Genomic DNA, 17,239 nt, shown 5'->3' on the forward strand with positions numbered 1-17,239 from the left:
GTTCTTGCTGTTCCAGCATAGAAGCTCGTGCAAACCGATTATTCGCGGACGTACAGACGCAGTGTGACGTACGCCGTCACCGCGGCCATTCCGACGCCGGCAAGCACGAGGATCGGCGAGACGAACAGCACGTCACTGTTGGAGATCCGCGCCACGATGTTGGCTTCGTAGACATCGGACAGGACCCCGTCGATGAAGACGTTCTTCGCCGTGAACAGTCCGGCAATGGCGAGCACCGCACCGATCAAGGCCGCCACGACGGCTTCGAGAAGGAACGGAAGCTGGGTGTACCACCGCGTCGCGCCGACCAACCGCATGATGTTGACCTCGGTACGACGCGTGAACGCGGCGATCTGGACCATGTTGGCGATCAGCAGGATGGCCGCGATCGCCTGGACGATCGCGATCGCGAACGCTGCGTTGCGCACTCCACCGAGCACGCTGAACAGTCGGTCCACCAACTCGCGCTGATTGAGCACACTCTCGACGCCGGGCCTCGAACCGAAGGTGTCGTTGATGACGCCGAACCGCTCCGGGTCACTGAGCTTGACCTTGAACGACGCCGGGAAGCTGTCCGGGCTCACCAGCGCTGCCAGCTCGGGCTGGTCCTTGAACACGCGCTCGGTGGCATCCTTCACGGCGTCTTCGCGGTTGAGGTACTGAACCGCGACGACGGACGGAGTCTGCTCGAGTTCCTTGCGCAACGAACTGCAGATCTCCTGCTCGCAACCGGGATCAGCCGAAGAGATGTCGTCGGTCAGGAAGATCTGCACCTCGACGCGTTCGAGGAAGATCTGCTGGGTCTTGCCTGCCATCTGCACGACCAGCAGACCACCGCCGAAGAGACCGAGGGAGATTGCCGTCGTCAAGATCATGGCGATGGTCATCGTGATGTTGCGGCGTAGGCCGGTCAGGACTTCGCTGAAAATAAAGCTGGCGCGCATCGGGGAATCCGATTCCTTTTCGAGAGGCCGGTTGTTTCACGACAACCGGTGGGCGTACGGGACGTGTGGTCGTAGTCGGCGCTACCTGCCGACGCCGTACACACCCCGCGCTTCGTCTCTGGTCACCTTGCCGAGATCGAGTTCGATGACGCGTCGACGCATGGAGTCGACGATGTGGTGATCGTGGGTCGCCATCACGACGGTGGTGCCTGTGCGGTTGATCCGCTCGAGCAGCAGCATGATGTCCTGGCTCGTTTCGGGGTCCAGGTTGCCGGTGGGCTCGTCGGCGAGCAGCACGAGCGGGCGGTTCACGAATGCGCGGGCGATGGCGACGCGCTGCTGCTCACCGCCGGAGAGTTCGGTGGGCAGTCGATCGGCTTTGCCGGCCAGACCGACCATGTCGAGGACCTCGGGCACAGTGCGCGCGATGACGTTGCGGGGCTTGCCGATGACTTCCAACGCAAAGGCGACGTTCTCGGACACCGTCTTCTGCTGAAGCAAGCGGAAGTCCTGGAAAACACAGCCCATGCTCTGGCGAAGCTTCGGCACGCGGCGGGCCGCCAACTTGTTGACGTGGAAATCCGCGACCTCGATGTCACCGGACGTGGGCGACTCCATCTTGAGCAGCAACCGCATGAACGTCGACTTGCCAGAGCCGGAGGGGCCGATGAGGAAGACGAACTCCCCCTTCTCCACCTCCACGCTGACTTTGTCGAGCGCCGGCCTGGTGGAGGCCTTGTAGGACTTCGACACATTCTTCATGCTGATCACAACTAGCCAGTCTAGCCGTTATCTAACGGTGACCTTGGCGCCACGCGCGAGCACCCTCGTCCTTATCCGGTACCGGTGGTCGCAGGTGACTGTGGCACCGACGTCGGTGCCTGCATTGCCGCACCAGGTTGCGGGACGGTCGTCGTCGCAGGAGTCGTCGGCACCGTGGTCGCGGACTGTTCGGCGTTTCCCGGAGCAGGCGCAGGACCAGAAGTCGGCGTCGGAGAACCGGAGCTGCCCGTACTCGATTCCGAGGACGGAGCCTCGGAGGTGGTCGTCTGCTCGGTCGAGGACGGCACGGGGGTCGTCGTCGACGGTTTGACCGATGGAGCGATGTACGGCTCGGTGACGGACGTGTCGACGCTGGGCGGCGGAGTTGCTGCCGTTTCCTCCGGATTGAGGTACGTGTGCAGCAGATACGTGAGGATCCAGGCGACCACGAGAATGAACGTCGAGGTGCGCATCCGGCCACCGAAGATCCGTGACGGAAGCCAGTCCAGGTGAATCAGGCGGTCGAGTCCGCGGCGCGGTTCCTGATCGGTCATTCGCTCGCCTCCTCGGTCCGTGCGGTGTGCAGATCCGGTGACACCGTGATCCCCTGACGTCGCAGTGCTGCGGCGACGCGGACACGAAGTGCTCGCCCGACCTGGAATTGTTTGCCAGGCAGCGTGCGCGCAACCATCCGCACGTTGACCTGATCGACCTCGAGGCTTTCGACGCCCATGACAGTGGGCTCGTCGAGCAGCAGTTTCTTGAGTCCACGGTCAGCCATCGCGTCGACTCCGACCTGACGAAGTACCTCGTTGACCCGGGTGAGGTCGGCAGTCGCCGGAACCGGAACGTCGATGACGGCGCGTGCCCAGTCCTTGGACAGGTTGGTCGCTTTCACGATCTGGCCGTTGGGAACGGTGATGACCTCGCCGTCGGAGTTTCGCATCCGCGTCACGCGCAGGGTCACGTCCTCGATGACACCTTCGGCGTCGTCGGAGGAGCCGGTGATCGCAAGTCGCACGGTGTCACCGAAGCCGTACTGGCGTTCGGTGATGATGAAGAAACCGGCAAGAATGTCCTGCACGACGCGCTGTGCACCGAAACCGAGCGCCGCACCGAGAACAGTTGCCGGCGCCACGAGACTGCCGATCGGCAAATTCAATTGGTCGAGAACCTTCAGCGTCGCGATCACGTAGATGAACGTGATGACCACCCAGGTGATGACCTGCGCGACCGAGTGGCGATGCTTGGTCGCCTCGGAGCGAACCAGCGCATCGCCCAACTGATAGTTGGAGTCGATCTGGTCGGTGACCTTGTTGCCGCCCCAACTGACCAACCGRGCGAGAATCATCGCGCCGAGCACGGTCATGAGGACGGACAAACCGGTGGTTTGAAGCCAATCGAGCAGGTTCTGCCCAGGTCGAAGTAAAGTCATCGTGCCTTTCGGTATCCGAACGCTATGCGGACTGGTTCTCGCTCATGCGCCAGCGGATGCCGGCCTCGAGGAACCCGTCGATGTCGCCGTCGAGCACTGCCGACGGGTTGTTGACCTCGTACTCGGTACGCAGGTCCTTGACCATCTGGTACGGATGCAGAACGTAGGAACGCATCTGGTTGCCCCACGAGCTGCCGCTGTCGCCCTTGAGCGCATCCATCTCGGCGCGCTCTTCCTGACGCTTGACCGCGAGCAGCTTGGCCTGCAGGACGCGCATCGCCGACACCTTGTTCTGGAGCTGCGACTTCTCGTTCTGACAGGTGACGACGATTCCCGTCGGGATGTGTGTGAGTCGAACGGCGGAGTCAGTGGTGTTCACGGACTGGCCACCCGGACCGGACGAGCGGTAGACGTCGACGCGGATGTCGTTCTCGTTGATCTCGATGTGGTCGGTCGTCTCGACGACCGGCAGGACCTCGACCTCGGCGAACGACGTCTGGCGACGCCCCTGGTTGTCGAACGGGCTGATTCGGACGAGCCGGTGGGTGCCCATCTCGACGGACAGCGTTCCGTAGGTGTACGGGCCCTTGATCGCGAACGTCGCGCTCTTGAGTCCGGCTTCTTCGGCGTACGACGTGTCGTAGACCTCGACGCCGTAGTCGTGCTTCTCCGCCCAGCGGATGTACATACGCATGAGCATCTCGGCCCAGTCTGCGGCGTCGATACCGCCGGCGCCGGAGCGGATGTTGATGAGTGCGTCGCGCTCGTCGTACTCGCCCGACAGCATGGTCTTGACTTCCATCGCCGCGATGTCGTCACGCAGGCTCGCCCGCTCGGCGTCGGCATCGGCCACCGCGTCGGGGCCTTCGTCTTCTGCCAGTTCGTAGAGGATCGGCATCTCGTCGAGCCGCTCGCGCAGTGCAACGATGCGGCGAAGCTCCGCCTGGGCGTGGGAGAGCTGGCTGGTGACCTGCTGGGCGTGTTCCTGGTCGTTCCACAGACCGGGGTCGGCCGCCTGGTGCTCGAGCTCGTCGATGCGTCGGCGCAGCTCCTCGACGTCCACAACCGATTCGCAGGTGCGAAGGGTGGTGTCGAGGGCGTTCAGGTCTGCAATTACGTCGGGATGCACGGTTCTCAAGGCTACCGGGTGCCGACCTGGGCTCTGCTGTGCGTCACCCTGTCCGCTCCCCCGTGCGTCACCTATTGGGATCACCGCGACTGGAAGCCTTGCCAACCAGGGTCCGAGGGAACCTACTGGAGTGATGACTGTCACCGACGAATACCTGCAGAACAACGCCGCCTACGCCGAGCAGTTCACCGGTCCGCTCCCCCTCCCACCCAGCAAGCACGTTGCCGTTCTCGCCTGCATGGACGCCCGCATCGACGTCTATCGGGTGCTGGGGATCCAGGAAGGTGAATCGCACGTCATCCGCAATGCGGGTGGAGTCGTCACCGACGACGAGATCCGATCCCTCGCCATCAGCCAGCGTCTGCTGGGAACTACCGAGATCATCCTCATCCACCACACCGACTGCGGAATGCTGACGTTCACCGACGACGACTTCAAGCGATCCATCCAGGACGAGATCGGCATCAAACCCAACTGGGCTGCCGAATCGTTCCCCGACATCGACGAGGACGTCCGTCAGTCGTTGAAGCGCATCGAGAACAGTCCGTTCGTCACCGCGACGACCTCCCTACGCGGATTCGTCTTCGACGTCGCCACCGGAAAGCTGAACGAAGTCCTCCCGGTTTGAGCCGGTAGGTTGTGTACCCGTGACCGATCGCGCATCCGACCTCGCACTCGCCCTCCGTATCGCCGACGAGGCTGACGCGATCACTCGCGCCCGCTTCGGTGCGCTCGATCTTCGAGTCGACGACAAGCCGGACCTCACCCCTGTCTCGGACGCCGACCTCGCTGTCGAGCGTGCAGTGCGCGCGACACTCGGTGAGCACCGACCGGAGGATTCCGTACTGGGCGAAGAATTCGGCGGCGACGCAGTCTTCGAGGGCAGGCAGTGGGTGGTCGACCCCATCGACGGGACCAAGAACTTCGTCCGCAACGTACCGGTGTGGGCCACGCTGATCAGCTTGCTCGAGGACGGCGTCCCCGTTATCGGCGTCGTGAGCGCACCCGCCCTGAATCGGCGATGGTGGGCTGCAACAGGTTTGGGCGCACATACGTCCTTCGGGGACAGTGATGCGCGGGCGATCCAGGTATCCGCCGTCGATCGCAGCGAGTCAGCGAGCCTGAGCTTCTCGAGCCTCTCGGGGTGGAAGGACCGCGGAATTCGCGATCAGTTCGTCGAACTCACCGACCACGTCTGGCGCGTGCGCGGTTACGGGGACTTCTTCTCCTACTGCCTAGTGGCCGAAGGCGCCGTCGACATTGCTGCCGAACCCGAGGTTTCCCTGTGGGATCTGGCAGCGCTCGACGTATTGGTCCGTGAGGCCGGCGGCGCGTTCACCGATCTGGACGGCGGCGCAGGTCCGCACGGCGGCAGCGCGGTCGCCACCAACGGACTGCTGCACGAAGACGTTCTAGCCCGCCTGCGGTAACCACCCGGATACCAGAACATCCCACCCGCCGCAAGGGTCCGAGGGAGGAGTTCCGACAGGCCCGTCGGCAGGATTCGGCACGACATCTCGGCCCGTTGACTGGAAGTAGTTGATCACGCACTACTTCCAGGAGAACGATGAACCGGATTTCCAGGCGCACGATTCTGTTCGGTCTGGCCGCAGCGCCCCTCGGGCTCGCGGTGGGCTGCGGCGCCGACCCGGCAGCGAAGAGCGCCACGTTGGCGGAGGCCGGAACTTCGCGTCCGCTACCGATTCCGCCGCTTGCCGAATCCACCGTCGACGACGCAGGTGTTCGCCACTTCACACTTCGTGCCGGTGCCGGGACCACCGAGATCGTCGCGGGAAAACTCACCGACACTTGGGGTTTCAACGGATCCATTCTGGGGCCCACCGTCCGCGCCGAACGCGGAGAATCTGTCGCATTCACGATCGACAACACACTGGCAGAGCCCACGACCGTCCATTGGCACGGCATGCATCTGCCCGCCAGATACGACGGTGGCCCGCACCAGACCATCGAAGCCGGCGGACGCTGGGAACCGGCGTGGACGATCGGTCAGCCGGCGTCGACGCTGTGGTATCACCCACACCCGCACGGATCCACCGAACGGCACGTGCAGCGCGGTCTTGCCGGACTGTTCCTGATCGACGATGCCGACACCCGGGCGTTGGACATCCCCAAAACCTATGGTGTCGACGATGTTCCGCTGATAATCCAGGATCGTCGATTCCTCGCCGACGGCAGCTTCGACGAATCAGATCCGACCGACATCGGCCTGCTCGGCGACACGATCGTCACCAACGGCATCTCCGACGCCTACCTCGACGTCACCACCGGGGTCGTCCGGTTGCGCATCCTGAACGGCTCTTCCGGCCGTCTCTACAACCTGGGGTTCCCCGACGACCGCACGTTCGATCTGATTGCCACCGACGGCGGACTGCTCGAATCACCGATTGCGATCAAGCGGATTCAGCTCAGCCCCGGTGAACGAGCCGAGATCGTGGTTCGCGTCGACCCCGGTGCGACGACCACACTGGTGTCGTTCCCGATCGAGGACGGCGGTGGCGTGAGTTCCTCCGACGCCGAGAACTTCGGCATGAACGACCGCTTCGACATCATCGAACTGCGGGGGGTTGCCAGCCGCACGTCACGGTCGACTCTCCCGGCGCAGTTGGCCGTACTACCGCGTCTCGATCCGTCGAAGGCTAGCGTTTCCCGAACCTTCGATCTGCAGTGGTACATGATCAACGGGCAACGAATGGACATGAACCGCATCGACTTCGAGGCCGAGGTCGGCGCGACCGAGGTGTGGACGATCACCAACAAGGACAACTGGCCACACAATTTCCATGTCCACGACGTACAGTTCCAGATCCTCGACGTCGACGGTCGCACTCCCCCGCCGCACTTGCGCGGACTCAAGGACACCGTCTACACACCGCCGGGCAGCAGGGTTCGCGTCGCACTGCAGTGGTCCGAGTACACCGATCCCACGTTCCCGTACATGTTCCACTGCCACCTGCTGATGCACGAGGACCAAGGGATGATGGGCCAATTCCTCGTCCTCGAACCGGGGCAGAAGGCGGCTCCGATGCAGATGGACATGCCGATGGACATGCCGATGCCTTCGTCTGGTTCGCACTCCGGTCACTGAAAGTTCTGCAAGTGGTACACGGCGAGGCGAACCCGATTGTCGCAACCGGTCTTCGACATCAGGTTCGCCACGTGCGTCTTCACCGTGGTCACACCGAGATGCAGCGTGTCCGCGATCTCCTGATTGCTCTTCCCTTCTGCCACCAGTGCGAGGACCTGCGATTCGCGATCGGTCAACGGAACCTTGCCCGTCACAGCAGTGTCTGCGATACCACCGATCACCGCTCGATCCACAACGCGGCGGAGAAGTTCCGGAGTGAACACCATCTCATCCTCGGCGATCCGCCGAATGGCGCCGAGCAGCTCGGCGGGTTCGGTGTCCTTGACGAAGAACCCCGAAGCCCCCGCGGCGAGTGCGGGATACAGATGATCGTCGTCGTCGAAGGTGGTCAGCACGAGAATGCGCGCTCGACGACCGGCCTTGACGATCTGCTGCGTGGCACCGATCCCGTCCAGCCCGGGCATTCTCAAGTCCATCAGAATCACGTCGGGATCCAATTCTGCAGCGAGCGCTACCGCCTCGACGCCGTTCGACGCCTCACCGGCCACGGTCATGTCCTCGGCTGCCGCGCACAGCATCCGCAAACCGGCGCGCACAAGTCGCTGGTCGTCGACGATCAGCACGCTGATCACGAGACATCGCCCGAGACAACGAGTGGAATACTCACGTGCACTTCCCATTTCCCGTCACTGTTGGTGCCCGCGGTCATCTCGCCGCCGACCAACTCCGCACGCTCCTGCATTCCCACCAGGCCATGACCTGCACTCCGAGGCGATCCCTCGACGTGGTTGACAACCCTGACATGCACCCGGTTGTCTTCGCGACCGACCGAGACCGATACCAGCCCCTTCTTGTCGCCGTGCTTCATGACGTTGGTCAGTGATTCCTGAATCACCCGCAACAACGTCAGCCTCCCGATCGCGTCGAGATCGGCTGCGCCTGACTCGACATTCTCCTGGGCATCGAAGACTGCCTGCACCTCGAAACCCGCCGCACGCACACGATCTATCGCCGCCTCGATTTCCGCCTCGACGGCATCCGGCTCGACCAGAGCGACCTCACCGAGCGAAGGATCACGAAGTGCGACCAGGAGGCGACGGATATCGGCCAGCGCATCGGACGCAGTCCCACGCACATCCGCGAGGACCTCACGCACGGCCTCGTCCTGGGGCGCCAAGACATGTTGAGCCACGCCGATTCTCAGGACGATCGATGCCATGTGGTGCGCAACCAGGTCGTGCAGTTCGCGGGCGAGCGCACTGCGCTCCGCAGCGCGGGTCTGCGCAAGATTGTTCGCGGCCAATTCACGCTGCGAGCGTAGATACAGCCCGAGCAGCAGTGGCAACCCCACGTACGCAAGCACTTTCACAGCCGTCGTGACAGACCAGAACGCTTCGTGAGATTCGAACCAGATCCCCGCGAGCACCGAACCGCACCATCCTGCTGCCGATACGGCAACCATTTCTCTACGCTCGGCCCGCATCGTGACGTCGACGACGGCGACCGCCCCGAGATACGGAACAAGCTCGGACAGCCCCCAGGCGTCGGCGACGAACATCGGAACGGCGAGCGCCGAGATGACCAGGGACGCGAAGACCGGCCATCGACGGCCGGCGACGAAGGCGAGCGCCRACAGCATCGACAGAATCCAGTAGGTGAGGGGAACTCGATACTCCCCCGGATACGTGCTGGCGATCAACAGGCACGGGACCACCACCAACGGCGTGTAGCGCACGTACCGCTGTATCCGATCTGGCACCTCTGTCCGGTTCACCCCTCGAGCCTATGACGCGCATCATTTCGCGGTTTCTCGACAACAGACCTTACTGATGAGTAAGATAAGGATCGTCCAACGCCCCAACACCGAGAAACAGCTGGTGATCATGACCAAGCAAGACAGTGTTGCCCCCGACAAGAGCGCTCAGCGCAGCGAATCGGGCGCGCAGCGCGGCGGCGCCAAGGGTGCGCCCCGCGACACGTCCGCCGTCGGCCTGAACCCGATCAAACGCGACGCCATGGGCGCAGCCATGCGTGTGCTTACCAAGATCACCGGTTCGGAACTGGCCGAGAAGTTCAATCTGCGTCAGACCATCGATCGCGTGACCTACGAGGGCACCAAGACGGGCTTCAAAACCCTGGGTGCCGCCACTCGAGGATTCCAGAAGGTCTCTGGCAACGGCGCACCCAAGCGCCTGCCCGACAACCCGAGCAAGAACGCCGACTACTTCGATCTGACCCCCGACGACGACCAGAAGATGATCGTCGAGACCGTGCGCGAGTTCGCGGCCGAGATCCTGCGTCCCGCAGCGCACGACGCCGACGGCGCAGCGCAGGCCCCCGCCGATCTCTCCAAGCGCGCGGCCGAGCTCGGTATCACGCTGATCAACGTTCCCGAAGAACTCGACGGAGCAGCCGCCGATCGCGGCGCAGTCACCAATTCTCTTGTTGCCGAGGCACTTGCGCACGGAGACATGGGACTTGCACTTCCGATCCTCGCACCGAGCGGTGTGGCAGTCGCACTGACGCAGTGGGGCACCGACGCGCAGCAGAAGACCTACCTTCCGGCCTTCACCGGCGAGCAGGTCCCCGGCGCAGCAGTGGTGGTCAACGAACCACGCGCACTGTTCGATCCGTTTGCCCTGCAGACCAAGGCAGTGCGCTCCCCCAGCGGCTACAAGCTCAACGGCGTCAAGAGCTTGGTGCCCGCCGCGGCTACGTCCGAGCTCTTCGTCATCGCCGCAGAACTCGACGGCAAGCCGTCCTTCTTCATCGTCGAATCCGACACCAAGGGACTCGTCGTCGAAGCAGATCCCAGCATGGGACTGCGCGCCGCAGGCCTGGGTCGCCTGATCCTCACCGATGTCGCTGTGCCGGAGTCCGCACTGCTCGGCGACGGTGACGCCGAGCAGCGCAAGGCCGAATACGCCGACGCGATTCGCCTGGCTCGCCTCGGTTGGGCGTCCATGGCCGTCGGAACCAGCCAGGCAGTTCTCGACTACGTGATTCCGTACGTCAACGAGCGCGAAGCGTTCGGCGAGCCGATCAGCCACCGCCAGGCGGTTGCCTTCATGGTCGCCAACATCGGCATCGAACTCGACGGACTGCGCCTGGTCACGCTTCGGGGCGCTTCACGCGCCGAGCAGGGCTTGTCCTTCGCTCGCGAATCCGCTCTGGCCCGGAAGCTGGCTTCCGAGAAGGGCATGCAGATCGGCCTCGACGGTGTGCAACTCCTCGGTGGACACGGGTTCACCAAGGAACACCCGGTCGAGCGCTGGTACCGCGACCTCCGTGCCATCGGCGTTGCCGAGGGCATCGTCCTCATCTGACGCCGCTGAACTTCCAGGAGAACCACGATGATCAACCTCGAACTTCCCAAGAAGCTCAAAGCATCAGCGAACCAGGCACATCAGGTCGCGGCGCAGATCTTCCGACCCATTTCACGTAAGTACGATCTCGCTGAGCACGAGTACCCGGTCGAGCTCGACACCATGGCCGCCATGGTCGAAGGCCTCTCCGATTCCGGTGGAGACATCGGCGGTGCCAGCGGCGGACGGTCCGACGCGAGCGCCAAGGGTGGCAACGCCAACGGCGGCAACATGTCTGCGCTCCTCAACTCGCTCGAAACGTCTTGGGGCGACGTCGGACTCATGCTCTCGATCCCCTACCAGGGGCTCGGCAACGCCGCGATCGCCGCAGTGTCAACCGACGAACAGCTCGAACGTTTCGGCAAAGTGTGGGCCTCGATGGCCATCACCGAACCGAGTTTCGGTTCCGACTCCGCCGCCGTGACCACCACCGCCGTTCTCGACGGCGACGAGTGGGTTCTCAACGGCGAGAAGATCTTCGTCACCGCCGGTGAGCGTTCGACGCACATCGTCGTGTGGGCGTCGGTCGACAAGTCGAAGGGCCGAGCGGCCATCAAGTCGTTCGTCGTTCCGCGTGACGCACCGGGCCTGAGCGTTGCTCGCCTAGAGCACAAGCTGGGCATCAAGGCCTCCGACACCGCAGTACTCCTGCTCCAGGATTGCCGCATTCCAGCGGACAACATCCTGGGCAGCCCGGAGGTCAACGTGGAGCAGGGCTTTGCCGGCGTCATGCAGACGTTCGACAACACCCGGCCCCTCGTTGCAGCCATGGCCGTCGGCGTCGGACGCGCGGCTCTCGAAGAACTGCGCGGCATCCTGACCGAAGCCGGTGTCGAGATCTCCTACGACACACCGGTCTACAACCAGCATGCAGCTGCAGCCGAGTTCATCCGTTTGGAAGCCGACTGGGAGGCCGCGTACCTGCTGTCTCTGCGCGCGGCGTGGATGGCCGACAACAAGAAGCCGAACTCGCTCGAAGCGTCCATGTCCAAGGCGAAGGCCGGCCGCACCGGCACCGACGTGACGCTCAAGGCAGTCGAGTTGGCCGGCACTTACGGCTACTCGCAGCGCCCGTTGCTCGAGAAGTGGGGCCGCGACTCGAAGATTCTCGACATCTTCGAGGGCACCCAGCAGATCCAGCAGCTGATCGTCGCACGCCGCCTGCTCGGAAAGTCGTCCGCCGAACTGAAGTGACGGTCGAACTGAAGTGACGGTCGCACAGACCCGATCCCGAAACACTCCGCCCCGCCACCTTTCGAGGTGGCTACAACGACGCTCGGAAGAGGTTCACGTATGCCCGGATTGGTCACCAAGGTCACTGACACCATCGGCGCGGCGGGGGTCATGTTCCGAGCCGGACTCGTCCCGTTCCCTCGCCTCGATCGCGGGCTCAAATCCATTGCAGCCGTGGACAAGTACGGACCCTTTGCCGGGCCGGTCCATGCACACGCCGAGAACGGCTACGACGCGGTGGCGATCATCGACGAGCGCGGACCCATCACCTATGCCGAGCTAGAGCGTCAGAGCAACGCGTTGGTCCGGGCGTGGCAGGCCGACGGCATCACGTCCGACTCCGTCATGGGTGCGATGTGCCGTAACCATCGAGGCTTGGTCCTGACCATGCTGGCGGCAGCGAAGAACGGAACGAAGCTCGTTCTCATGAACACGGGCTTCGCTCGGCCCCAACTCGTGGACGTCGCAGCGCGTGAGAAGGTGGTCGCCTTCGTCTACGACGACGAGTTCGCGGACATCGCCGATGCCTTGCCGGACGACGTCGTCGTCTATCGTTCCTGGCCAGAGGGCACGGCCGCGGACGGTTCCACGGCAGCTACTCTCGACGAGGCCATCGCCGGACGCACCACGTCGTCGGTGCCGGCACCCGAGAAGAACGGTGGCTTCGTCCTCCTCACCAGCGGCACAACGGGAACTCCCAAAGGCGCGCCGCGTGGCCACACCTCCCCTCTCGCGTCGGCACAGTTCCTCGACCGCGTGCCGTTGCGCCGCGGACAGACCATGATGATGGCGGCCCCCGCCTTCCACGGAACCGGCGTCTCGCAGTTCGCTCTCGCGTTGGCGCTCGGCCAGACCGTCGTCATGCATCGAAAGTTCGACCCGGAGAACACGATCAAACTTGTCGCACAATACAAGTGCGACAGTCTGGTCGTGGTCCCGACGATGCTCACTCGGATCATCGACCTCGGTCCCGACGTGCTGTCCAAGTACGACACGTCGAACCTGAAGATCATCTTCTCGGCAGGTTCGTCACTCTCACCCGATCTGTGCAAGCGAGTCACGGCCTCGTTCGGCTACGTCCTCTACAACCTGTACGGATCCACCGAGGTCGCGGTGGCGACAGTCGCGACTCCCGAGGATCTGACCATTGCGCCGGGAACCGCGGGCCGCGCGCCGGTGACCTGTCACGTCGAACTGTTCGACGAGAACAACAAGAAGATCACCACCCCACACACGATCGGCAGAATCTTCGTCGCCAGCGGGCTGAGCTTCGAGGGATACACCGACGGGCGTGACAAGGAACGTATCGACGGACTTCTCTCGACCGGCGACGTCGGACACTTCGACGCCAACGGCCTCCTCTTCGTCGACGGCCGCGACGACGACATGATCGTCTCCGGTGGCGAGAACGTCTACCCGCTCGAAGTCGAGAACCTGCTCGCCGATCGAGAGGACGTCTTGGAAGCGGCAGTCATCGGAGTCGAGGACGCCGACTTCGGGCACCGCCTGCGAGCGTTTGTCGTCGTCGCCCACGGCGCCGACCAGAACTCCGACGAGCTGAAGGATCACGTCCGGTCGAATCTCGCGCGCTACAAGGTTCCCCGCGAGATCGTCTTCATCGACGAACTTCCCCGCAACGCCACCGGAAAGCTGTTGCGCCGCGTCCTGATCGAGATGGAGATCAGCGAAGACTGAGCACAGTCACAAAGCGCTGAGCGTCCGGATCAATTCCGCCTCGTCGACGCGAGTGGAGTGCCCGTCGCGGAGCACGACCTCGCCCGCAACCAACACCGTGTCCACGATCTGACGACTGCCCGTCGTGAGAATGGACGCGCCCGGATCTCGCACCGGGAGGCAACCGAAGTCGCGTTCGAACCGAATCATGGTGAGGTCGGCRGGATCGCCCACGGAGATCCCGCCAGACCTGGCCGGCAGACCGAGTGCTGCGTTTGCACCGCCGGATGCGATGTCGATCATGGCTTCGAAGCCGAACAGGTCGGCGCGGCCGCGCGCGGCTCGCTGCACGTAGGCGCCGGTGCGCAGCGTCTCGAGCATGTCCTGAGTGTCGTTGCTGGCTGCGCCGTCCACACCCAACCCCACCGCGATCCCCGCGTCGAGGAAACTCGGGACGGGCGCGATTCCGCTACCGAGGCGCATGTTGCTGACGGGGTTGTACGACACTCCAACGCCGCGCTCCGCCAGCACCTTCTGACCACGGTCGTCGAGTTCGACGCAGTGGACCGCCAGCACCCGGTCCCACAAGAACCCATGGGAATCGAGGTAGTCGACCGCGTTCATGCCCGCGTGTTCGGTACACATCGTGTTGTCGGTCTGCGTCTCGAGCAGGTGAATCGAGACCGTGAGGTCGCGAGCCTGCGCGAACTCACGCACTTCCGACATCCCGTCCGGGGTCAGCGAACGTGGGTTGGGTACCGCGACTGCCACGTCAATGCGGGAACCGGCGACGTCGCGCATCATCTGATCCGTATGTGCGAGAACATCTCCGAGTGGTTGCATGAGCCGCGGATCGAAGCCCCACTTCCTCGTCTTGTCCGCCCGGTCTGCGGTTCCGCGTCCCAGCACCGCACGAATCCCGGTGTCGTGCAACGCCCGGATCACAGCGTCGTGAACCTCGCTGGACGGGTGCGGCCACATGTGTTCGACCAGGGTCGTCGTACCGCTGCGCAATGCCTCCAGCGAGGCTGCGACAGTGGCCGTGTATGCGCGCTCCGGCGTGATCTGAACCGACTCTTCTGCGACCGCGAGTAGCCATTCGAGAAGCGGTGTCCCTTCGGCGATCCCACGCATCAGTGACTGCTGAAGGTGCGTATGGGTGTTGACGAACCCAGGGATCAGATACGCCCCCGATCCGTCCACACTTCCAGGTGTGGCGGTGCCGGTCGACTTCTCGATCGATTCGACCACCCCATTCGAGACGACGACGTCGCGGCCGGTCAGCCATTGCCCGCCGCTGTACAACGTCACGTCCCGGATGATCGCGTCGGTCATGTTCTTGGGCGCGGTAGTCATCGCCAGTTCTCCTGAAAGTGTGTAACGGAAGGGATACGGATCAACGCGCGAAGTTCGCGCGTACTCGCTGGTCGATGTAGTCCTCGGCAGTGATCGGCGGGTACTTGCCCGCCGGCCCCTCGATGGTCACGTCGCGGTTCGCCTGAGCGAAGAACGCGAGGCTGTAGCGGGCTCCCCGATAATCGGTGACTCCGGGACTCTTGACTCGATGAAAATTCGACGGCAGGACGTCATCACTCCATCTCATCAGCATGTCGCCGATGTTGCAGGTGATCGCTTCCTCGGCCGGCACCACCGACGTCCATTCCTGGGTGTCCATCTCCTTGCCCGGGCACAGTTGCAACCCGCCCTGACCGTCACGCTGGAAAAGCAATGTCAGGCAATCGAAATCGGTGTGCGCTCCGGCACGCCACATCCCTTCGACATCTGCGTCGGCGGCAAGGGGGAAGTAGTGGAGTAGTCGCAGTGTGCTCTGGTAGGTGGCCACCGACGGGTCATGTGCCCTGGTGAAGAAGTCTCGTTCGAATCCCAGCTTCTCGGCGAAGCACGACAACAGGTCCATCGCAATGCCCCAGCACTTGGCTTCGAAGTCCAGGATCGTTTCGCGGAATCCACCCAATTCGTCTGCAGTGGGCCACAGATCACCCATATGCGGGCGGGTCACCTGGTAGGACTCTTTCTGATCAGGCGTTCCGATGGACGGACGCACCTGCGTCATGCTCTCCCAGCCGGAGTTGAAACCCTTCTTGAGCGGATACTGCGCTTTGACCTCGGTGGGCAGTGCAAAGAATCGCTCGGCCGCCGCGAAAGCCTCGCGGACCTGGTCCAGATCGATTCCGTGATTGACGATTTGGAAGAATCCGATGTCGGTCGCTGCCGACCACAACTCCTCGGCGATCTCGCTGCGCCGGTTCTCGAAATCCGAGAGATCGATTCTTCGGACCTCACGGTCGGTGGTCTCCGTGCCCAGGCCACCCATGCGGGTCTCGCGGTTGAGTTCTGTCATGTCGTACGTCATTTGCAATGAGCTCCTTCAGCGGATTCCGATGGACCGATCGGTGAATTTGTCGGTGTAGATCTCTTCTGCAGTCAATGACTGCGGTATCGACGCACCCCCGGCGTTCAGGATGGGCTTCAGTTCTTCGACGGTGTGAGCGACTCGCGTCATGTCGAACGTGCCGACGGATCCGTCTGCCTCGTTCGCGATCAGGCCTTTCTCTTTCAGGAGCTGGGCACTGAACGCTGCTTCGCCCTCGGTGTAGGGAGAGAACGACACGTCCTGCGAGACGACGTCGACAATGGCAGCATTCGCCGCATCCGGCGCAGTGATGTAGTCCGCGGTGGACTGCTGAATGATCGGAACCAGCTTGCTCAAACACGGCGAGAGTGTCTCGACCTTGTCGGCACGAACGGAAACATTGGACGCGTAGATGTCGAAACCCGAATCTTTCAGCAGGTCATAGGAAACCGGCTTGTCCCACGCCGGCGTCTCCTTCTCGTACGTGTACGGTTCCGAATTCGCGAATCCTTGCTGAGCGATGGTCGGGTCACCGACAAATCGCGAGGGAGCTCCGTCGTAGCTCGTGTCGAGCTGAGACTGCTTCAGTAGTCCTTTCGCCACGAGCCACTGCGGAAAGAGTTGCTCCTTGGAAACGACGACACTCGCGTCGGACTTGCCGATATCGGCAACACTCGTCCATTCCGGATGAGACTCTTTGTCCCACATGAGGATTGCCGGGCTGTATTTGAGCAATGGCGTGACGGCCACAACGGGCTGACTTGCCGCTGCCGCGATCACCTGATCCCCGTGCACCAAGCCGAGAGTGATGGAATCGTCGACGTACATCTGGGAGCTGACGGATTGGAACCCGATTGCCGGTCCCCCGGCCCGCAAGGTCAGGTCGACTCCAGTGTCCTTCCCTCCGGCGACAAGAGTCCCACTGACGGACTTGTCGTCGGTGTCGACCGAATAGCCGGGACCGAGCATCTCGAAGAGCGCTCCCATATCCGACTGTGGCTGCCATTGGAGTTGAACCACAATGTTTTCCGGACAGAGACCCGCAAGGTTCTGCGCCTCGGCAGCTGGTTCGAGAGATTCCGCTTTCGCCGTCTCAGCCTCACTGGAGCTGCACGCAGTCAATCCGATGGCTGCACACATGGCCAGTGCCGCGCCCGCCGCTCCCACACTTCTGCGATTGGAATGCACCTTGCGATTTGAATACACAGCGTCTCCTT

Annotated in this window: 16 protein-coding genes; 6 read left to right on the forward strand and 10 right to left on the reverse strand. The window is 63.2% G+C overall.

Annotation, left to right across the window (positions count from 1 at the left end; all coding sequences use genetic code 11):
• Nucleotides 1–38 precede the first annotated feature (38 nt).
• From ftsX to prfB, 5 genes are all read right to left on the reverse strand, one after another.
• Nucleotides 39–944 (reverse strand): permease-like cell division protein FtsX, encoded by a 906-nt coding sequence (gene ftsX / locus AC1DWA_RS14980; RefSeq protein ID WP_003942367.1) that lies wholly within the window; start codon nucleotides 942–944, stop codon nucleotides 39–41.
• Nucleotides 945–1,025: 81 nt separating this feature from the next.
• Complete coding sequence (ftsE, locus tag AC1DWA_RS14985) at nucleotides 1,026–1,706, reverse strand: cell division ATP-binding protein FtsE (RefSeq protein WP_020969258.1); 681 nt, start codon at nucleotides 1,704–1,706, stop codon at nucleotides 1,026–1,028.
• Between the two features lie 71 nt (nucleotides 1,707–1,777).
• Complete coding sequence (locus AC1DWA_RS14990) at nucleotides 1,778–2,260, reverse strand: Rv3103c transmembrane domain-containing protein (protein ID WP_046378360.1); 483 nt, start codon at nucleotides 2,258–2,260, stop codon at nucleotides 1,778–1,780.
• Nucleotides 2,257–3,141 carry a mechanosensitive ion channel family protein gene (locus AC1DWA_RS14995; RefSeq protein WP_019747849.1) on the reverse strand — a complete coding sequence of 295 codons (885 nt, stop codon included), beginning with the start codon at nucleotides 3,139–3,141 and terminating at the stop codon, nucleotides 2,257–2,259. The genes AC1DWA_RS14990 and AC1DWA_RS14995 overlap by 4 nt, the downstream gene beginning before the upstream one ends.
• 22 nt (nucleotides 3,142–3,163) lie before the next feature.
• Nucleotides 3,164–4,270, reverse strand: a complete 1,107-nt coding sequence (prfB, locus tag AC1DWA_RS15000; RefSeq protein ID WP_003942364.1) for a peptide chain release factor 2 — start codon at nucleotides 4,268–4,270, stop codon at nucleotides 3,164–3,166.
• Nucleotides 4,271–4,403: 133 nt separating this feature from the next.
• On the opposite strand from prfB, the gene AC1DWA_RS15005 reads away from it, so the two are divergent.
• From AC1DWA_RS15005 to AC1DWA_RS15015, 3 genes are all read left to right on the forward strand, one after another.
• The gene (locus AC1DWA_RS15005; RefSeq protein ID WP_019747848.1) at nucleotides 4,404–4,898 is read left to right on the forward strand and encodes a beta-class carbonic anhydrase; all 495 of its coding nucleotides are present in this window, start codon (nucleotides 4,404–4,406) and stop codon (nucleotides 4,896–4,898) included.
• 19 nt (nucleotides 4,899–4,917) lie between these two features.
• Nucleotides 4,918–5,700, forward strand: coding sequence for a histidinol-phosphatase (gene hisN, locus AC1DWA_RS15010; RefSeq protein WP_019747847.1), 783 nt, complete (start codon nucleotides 4,918–4,920; stop codon nucleotides 5,698–5,700).
• Between the two features lie 137 nt (nucleotides 5,701–5,837).
• On the forward strand, nucleotides 5,838–7,376 hold the full coding sequence (locus AC1DWA_RS15015) for a multicopper oxidase family protein (RefSeq protein WP_477846051.1): 1,539 nt from the start codon (nucleotides 5,838–5,840) through the stop codon (nucleotides 7,374–7,376).
• Here the strand turns inward: AC1DWA_RS15015 and AC1DWA_RS15020 are convergent.
• Nucleotides 7,370–8,008, reverse strand: coding sequence for a response regulator (locus tag AC1DWA_RS15020; RefSeq protein ID WP_477846052.1), 639 nt, complete (start codon nucleotides 8,006–8,008; stop codon nucleotides 7,370–7,372). The two genes, AC1DWA_RS15015 and AC1DWA_RS15020, sit on opposite strands and share 7 nt — an antisense overlap.
• Nucleotides 8,005–9,150: a sensor histidine kinase gene (locus AC1DWA_RS15025; RefSeq protein ID WP_477916777.1), complete on the reverse strand. Its 1,146-nt coding sequence runs from the start codon at nucleotides 9,148–9,150 to the stop codon at nucleotides 8,005–8,007. The genes AC1DWA_RS15020 and AC1DWA_RS15025 overlap by 4 nt, the downstream gene beginning before the upstream one ends.
• A 103-nt stretch (nucleotides 9,151–9,253) precedes the next feature.
• Between AC1DWA_RS15025 and AC1DWA_RS15030 the strand changes: the two genes are divergently transcribed.
• From AC1DWA_RS15030 to AC1DWA_RS15040, 3 genes are all read left to right on the forward strand, one after another.
• Nucleotides 9,254–10,702 carry an acyl-CoA dehydrogenase family protein gene (locus tag AC1DWA_RS15030; protein WP_050655137.1) on the forward strand — a complete coding sequence of 483 codons (1,449 nt, stop codon included), beginning with the start codon at nucleotides 9,254–9,256 and terminating at the stop codon, nucleotides 10,700–10,702.
• Between the two features lie 27 nt (nucleotides 10,703–10,729).
• Nucleotides 10,730–11,935 carry an acyl-CoA dehydrogenase family protein gene (locus AC1DWA_RS15035; protein ID WP_003942363.1) on the forward strand — a complete coding sequence of 402 codons (1,206 nt, stop codon included), beginning with the start codon at nucleotides 10,730–10,732 and terminating at the stop codon, nucleotides 11,933–11,935.
• A 99-nt stretch (nucleotides 11,936–12,034) separates the two neighbouring features.
• Nucleotides 12,035–13,669 (forward strand): acyl-CoA synthetase, encoded by a 1,635-nt coding sequence (locus AC1DWA_RS15040; RefSeq protein WP_003942348.1) that lies wholly within the window; start codon nucleotides 12,035–12,037, stop codon nucleotides 13,667–13,669.
• A 6-nt stretch (nucleotides 13,670–13,675) separates the two neighbouring features.
• Here the strand turns inward: AC1DWA_RS15040 and AC1DWA_RS15045 are convergent, their stop codons facing one another.
• The 3 genes from AC1DWA_RS15045 to AC1DWA_RS15055 are packed head-to-tail and all read right to left on the reverse strand — an operon-like array spanning nucleotide 13,676 to nucleotide 17,228.
• The gene (locus AC1DWA_RS15045; RefSeq protein WP_020907142.1) at nucleotides 13,676–15,004 is read right to left on the reverse strand and encodes an amidohydrolase family protein; all 1,329 of its coding nucleotides are present in this window, start codon (nucleotides 15,002–15,004) and stop codon (nucleotides 13,676–13,678) included.
• A 40-nt stretch (nucleotides 15,005–15,044) separates the two neighbouring features.
• Nucleotides 15,045–16,022 carry an isopenicillin N synthase family dioxygenase gene (locus AC1DWA_RS15050; protein ID WP_020907141.1) on the reverse strand — a complete coding sequence of 326 codons (978 nt, stop codon included), beginning with the start codon at nucleotides 16,020–16,022 and terminating at the stop codon, nucleotides 15,045–15,047.
• A 15-nt stretch (nucleotides 16,023–16,037) separates the two neighbouring features.
• On the reverse strand, nucleotides 16,038–17,228 hold the full coding sequence (locus tag AC1DWA_RS15055; RefSeq protein WP_477846054.1) for a nitrate ABC transporter substrate-binding protein: 1,191 nt from the start codon (nucleotides 17,226–17,228) through the stop codon (nucleotides 16,038–16,040).
• Nucleotides 17,229–17,239: the final 11 nt, after the last annotated feature.

It is taken from the genome of Rhodococcus sp. P4_F3_2 (assembly GCF_056401335.1).

Bases quoted from the DNA above. Each gene is read 5' to 3' on its own strand.
- ftsX (WP_003942367.1), bottom strand. From the start codon at position 944: ATGCGCGCCAGCTTTATTTTCAGCGAAGTCCTGACCGGCCTACGCCGC.
- ftsE (WP_020969258.1), bottom strand. From the start codon at position 1,706: ATGAAGAATGTGTCGAAGTCCTACAAGGCCTCCACCAGGCCGGCGCTC.
- AC1DWA_RS14990 (WP_046378360.1), bottom strand. From the start codon at position 2,260: ATGACCGATCAGGAACCGCGCCGCGGACTCGACCGCCTGATTCACCTG.
- AC1DWA_RS15005 (WP_019747848.1), top strand. From the start codon at position 4,404: ATGACTGTCACCGACGAATACCTGCAGAACAACGCCGCCTACGCCGAG.
- AC1DWA_RS15015 (WP_477846051.1), top strand. From the start codon at position 5,838: ATGAACCGGATTTCCAGGCGCACGATTCTGTTCGGTCTGGCCGCAGCG.
- AC1DWA_RS15035 (WP_003942363.1), top strand. From the start codon at position 10,730: ATGATCAACCTCGAACTTCCCAAGAAGCTCAAAGCATCAGCGAACCAG.
- AC1DWA_RS15040 (WP_003942348.1), top strand. From the start codon at position 12,035: ATGCCCGGATTGGTCACCAAGGTCACTGACACCATCGGCGCGGCGGGG.
- AC1DWA_RS15050 (WP_020907141.1), bottom strand. From the start codon at position 16,022: ATGACGTACGACATGACAGAACTCAACCGCGAGACCCGCATGGGTGGC.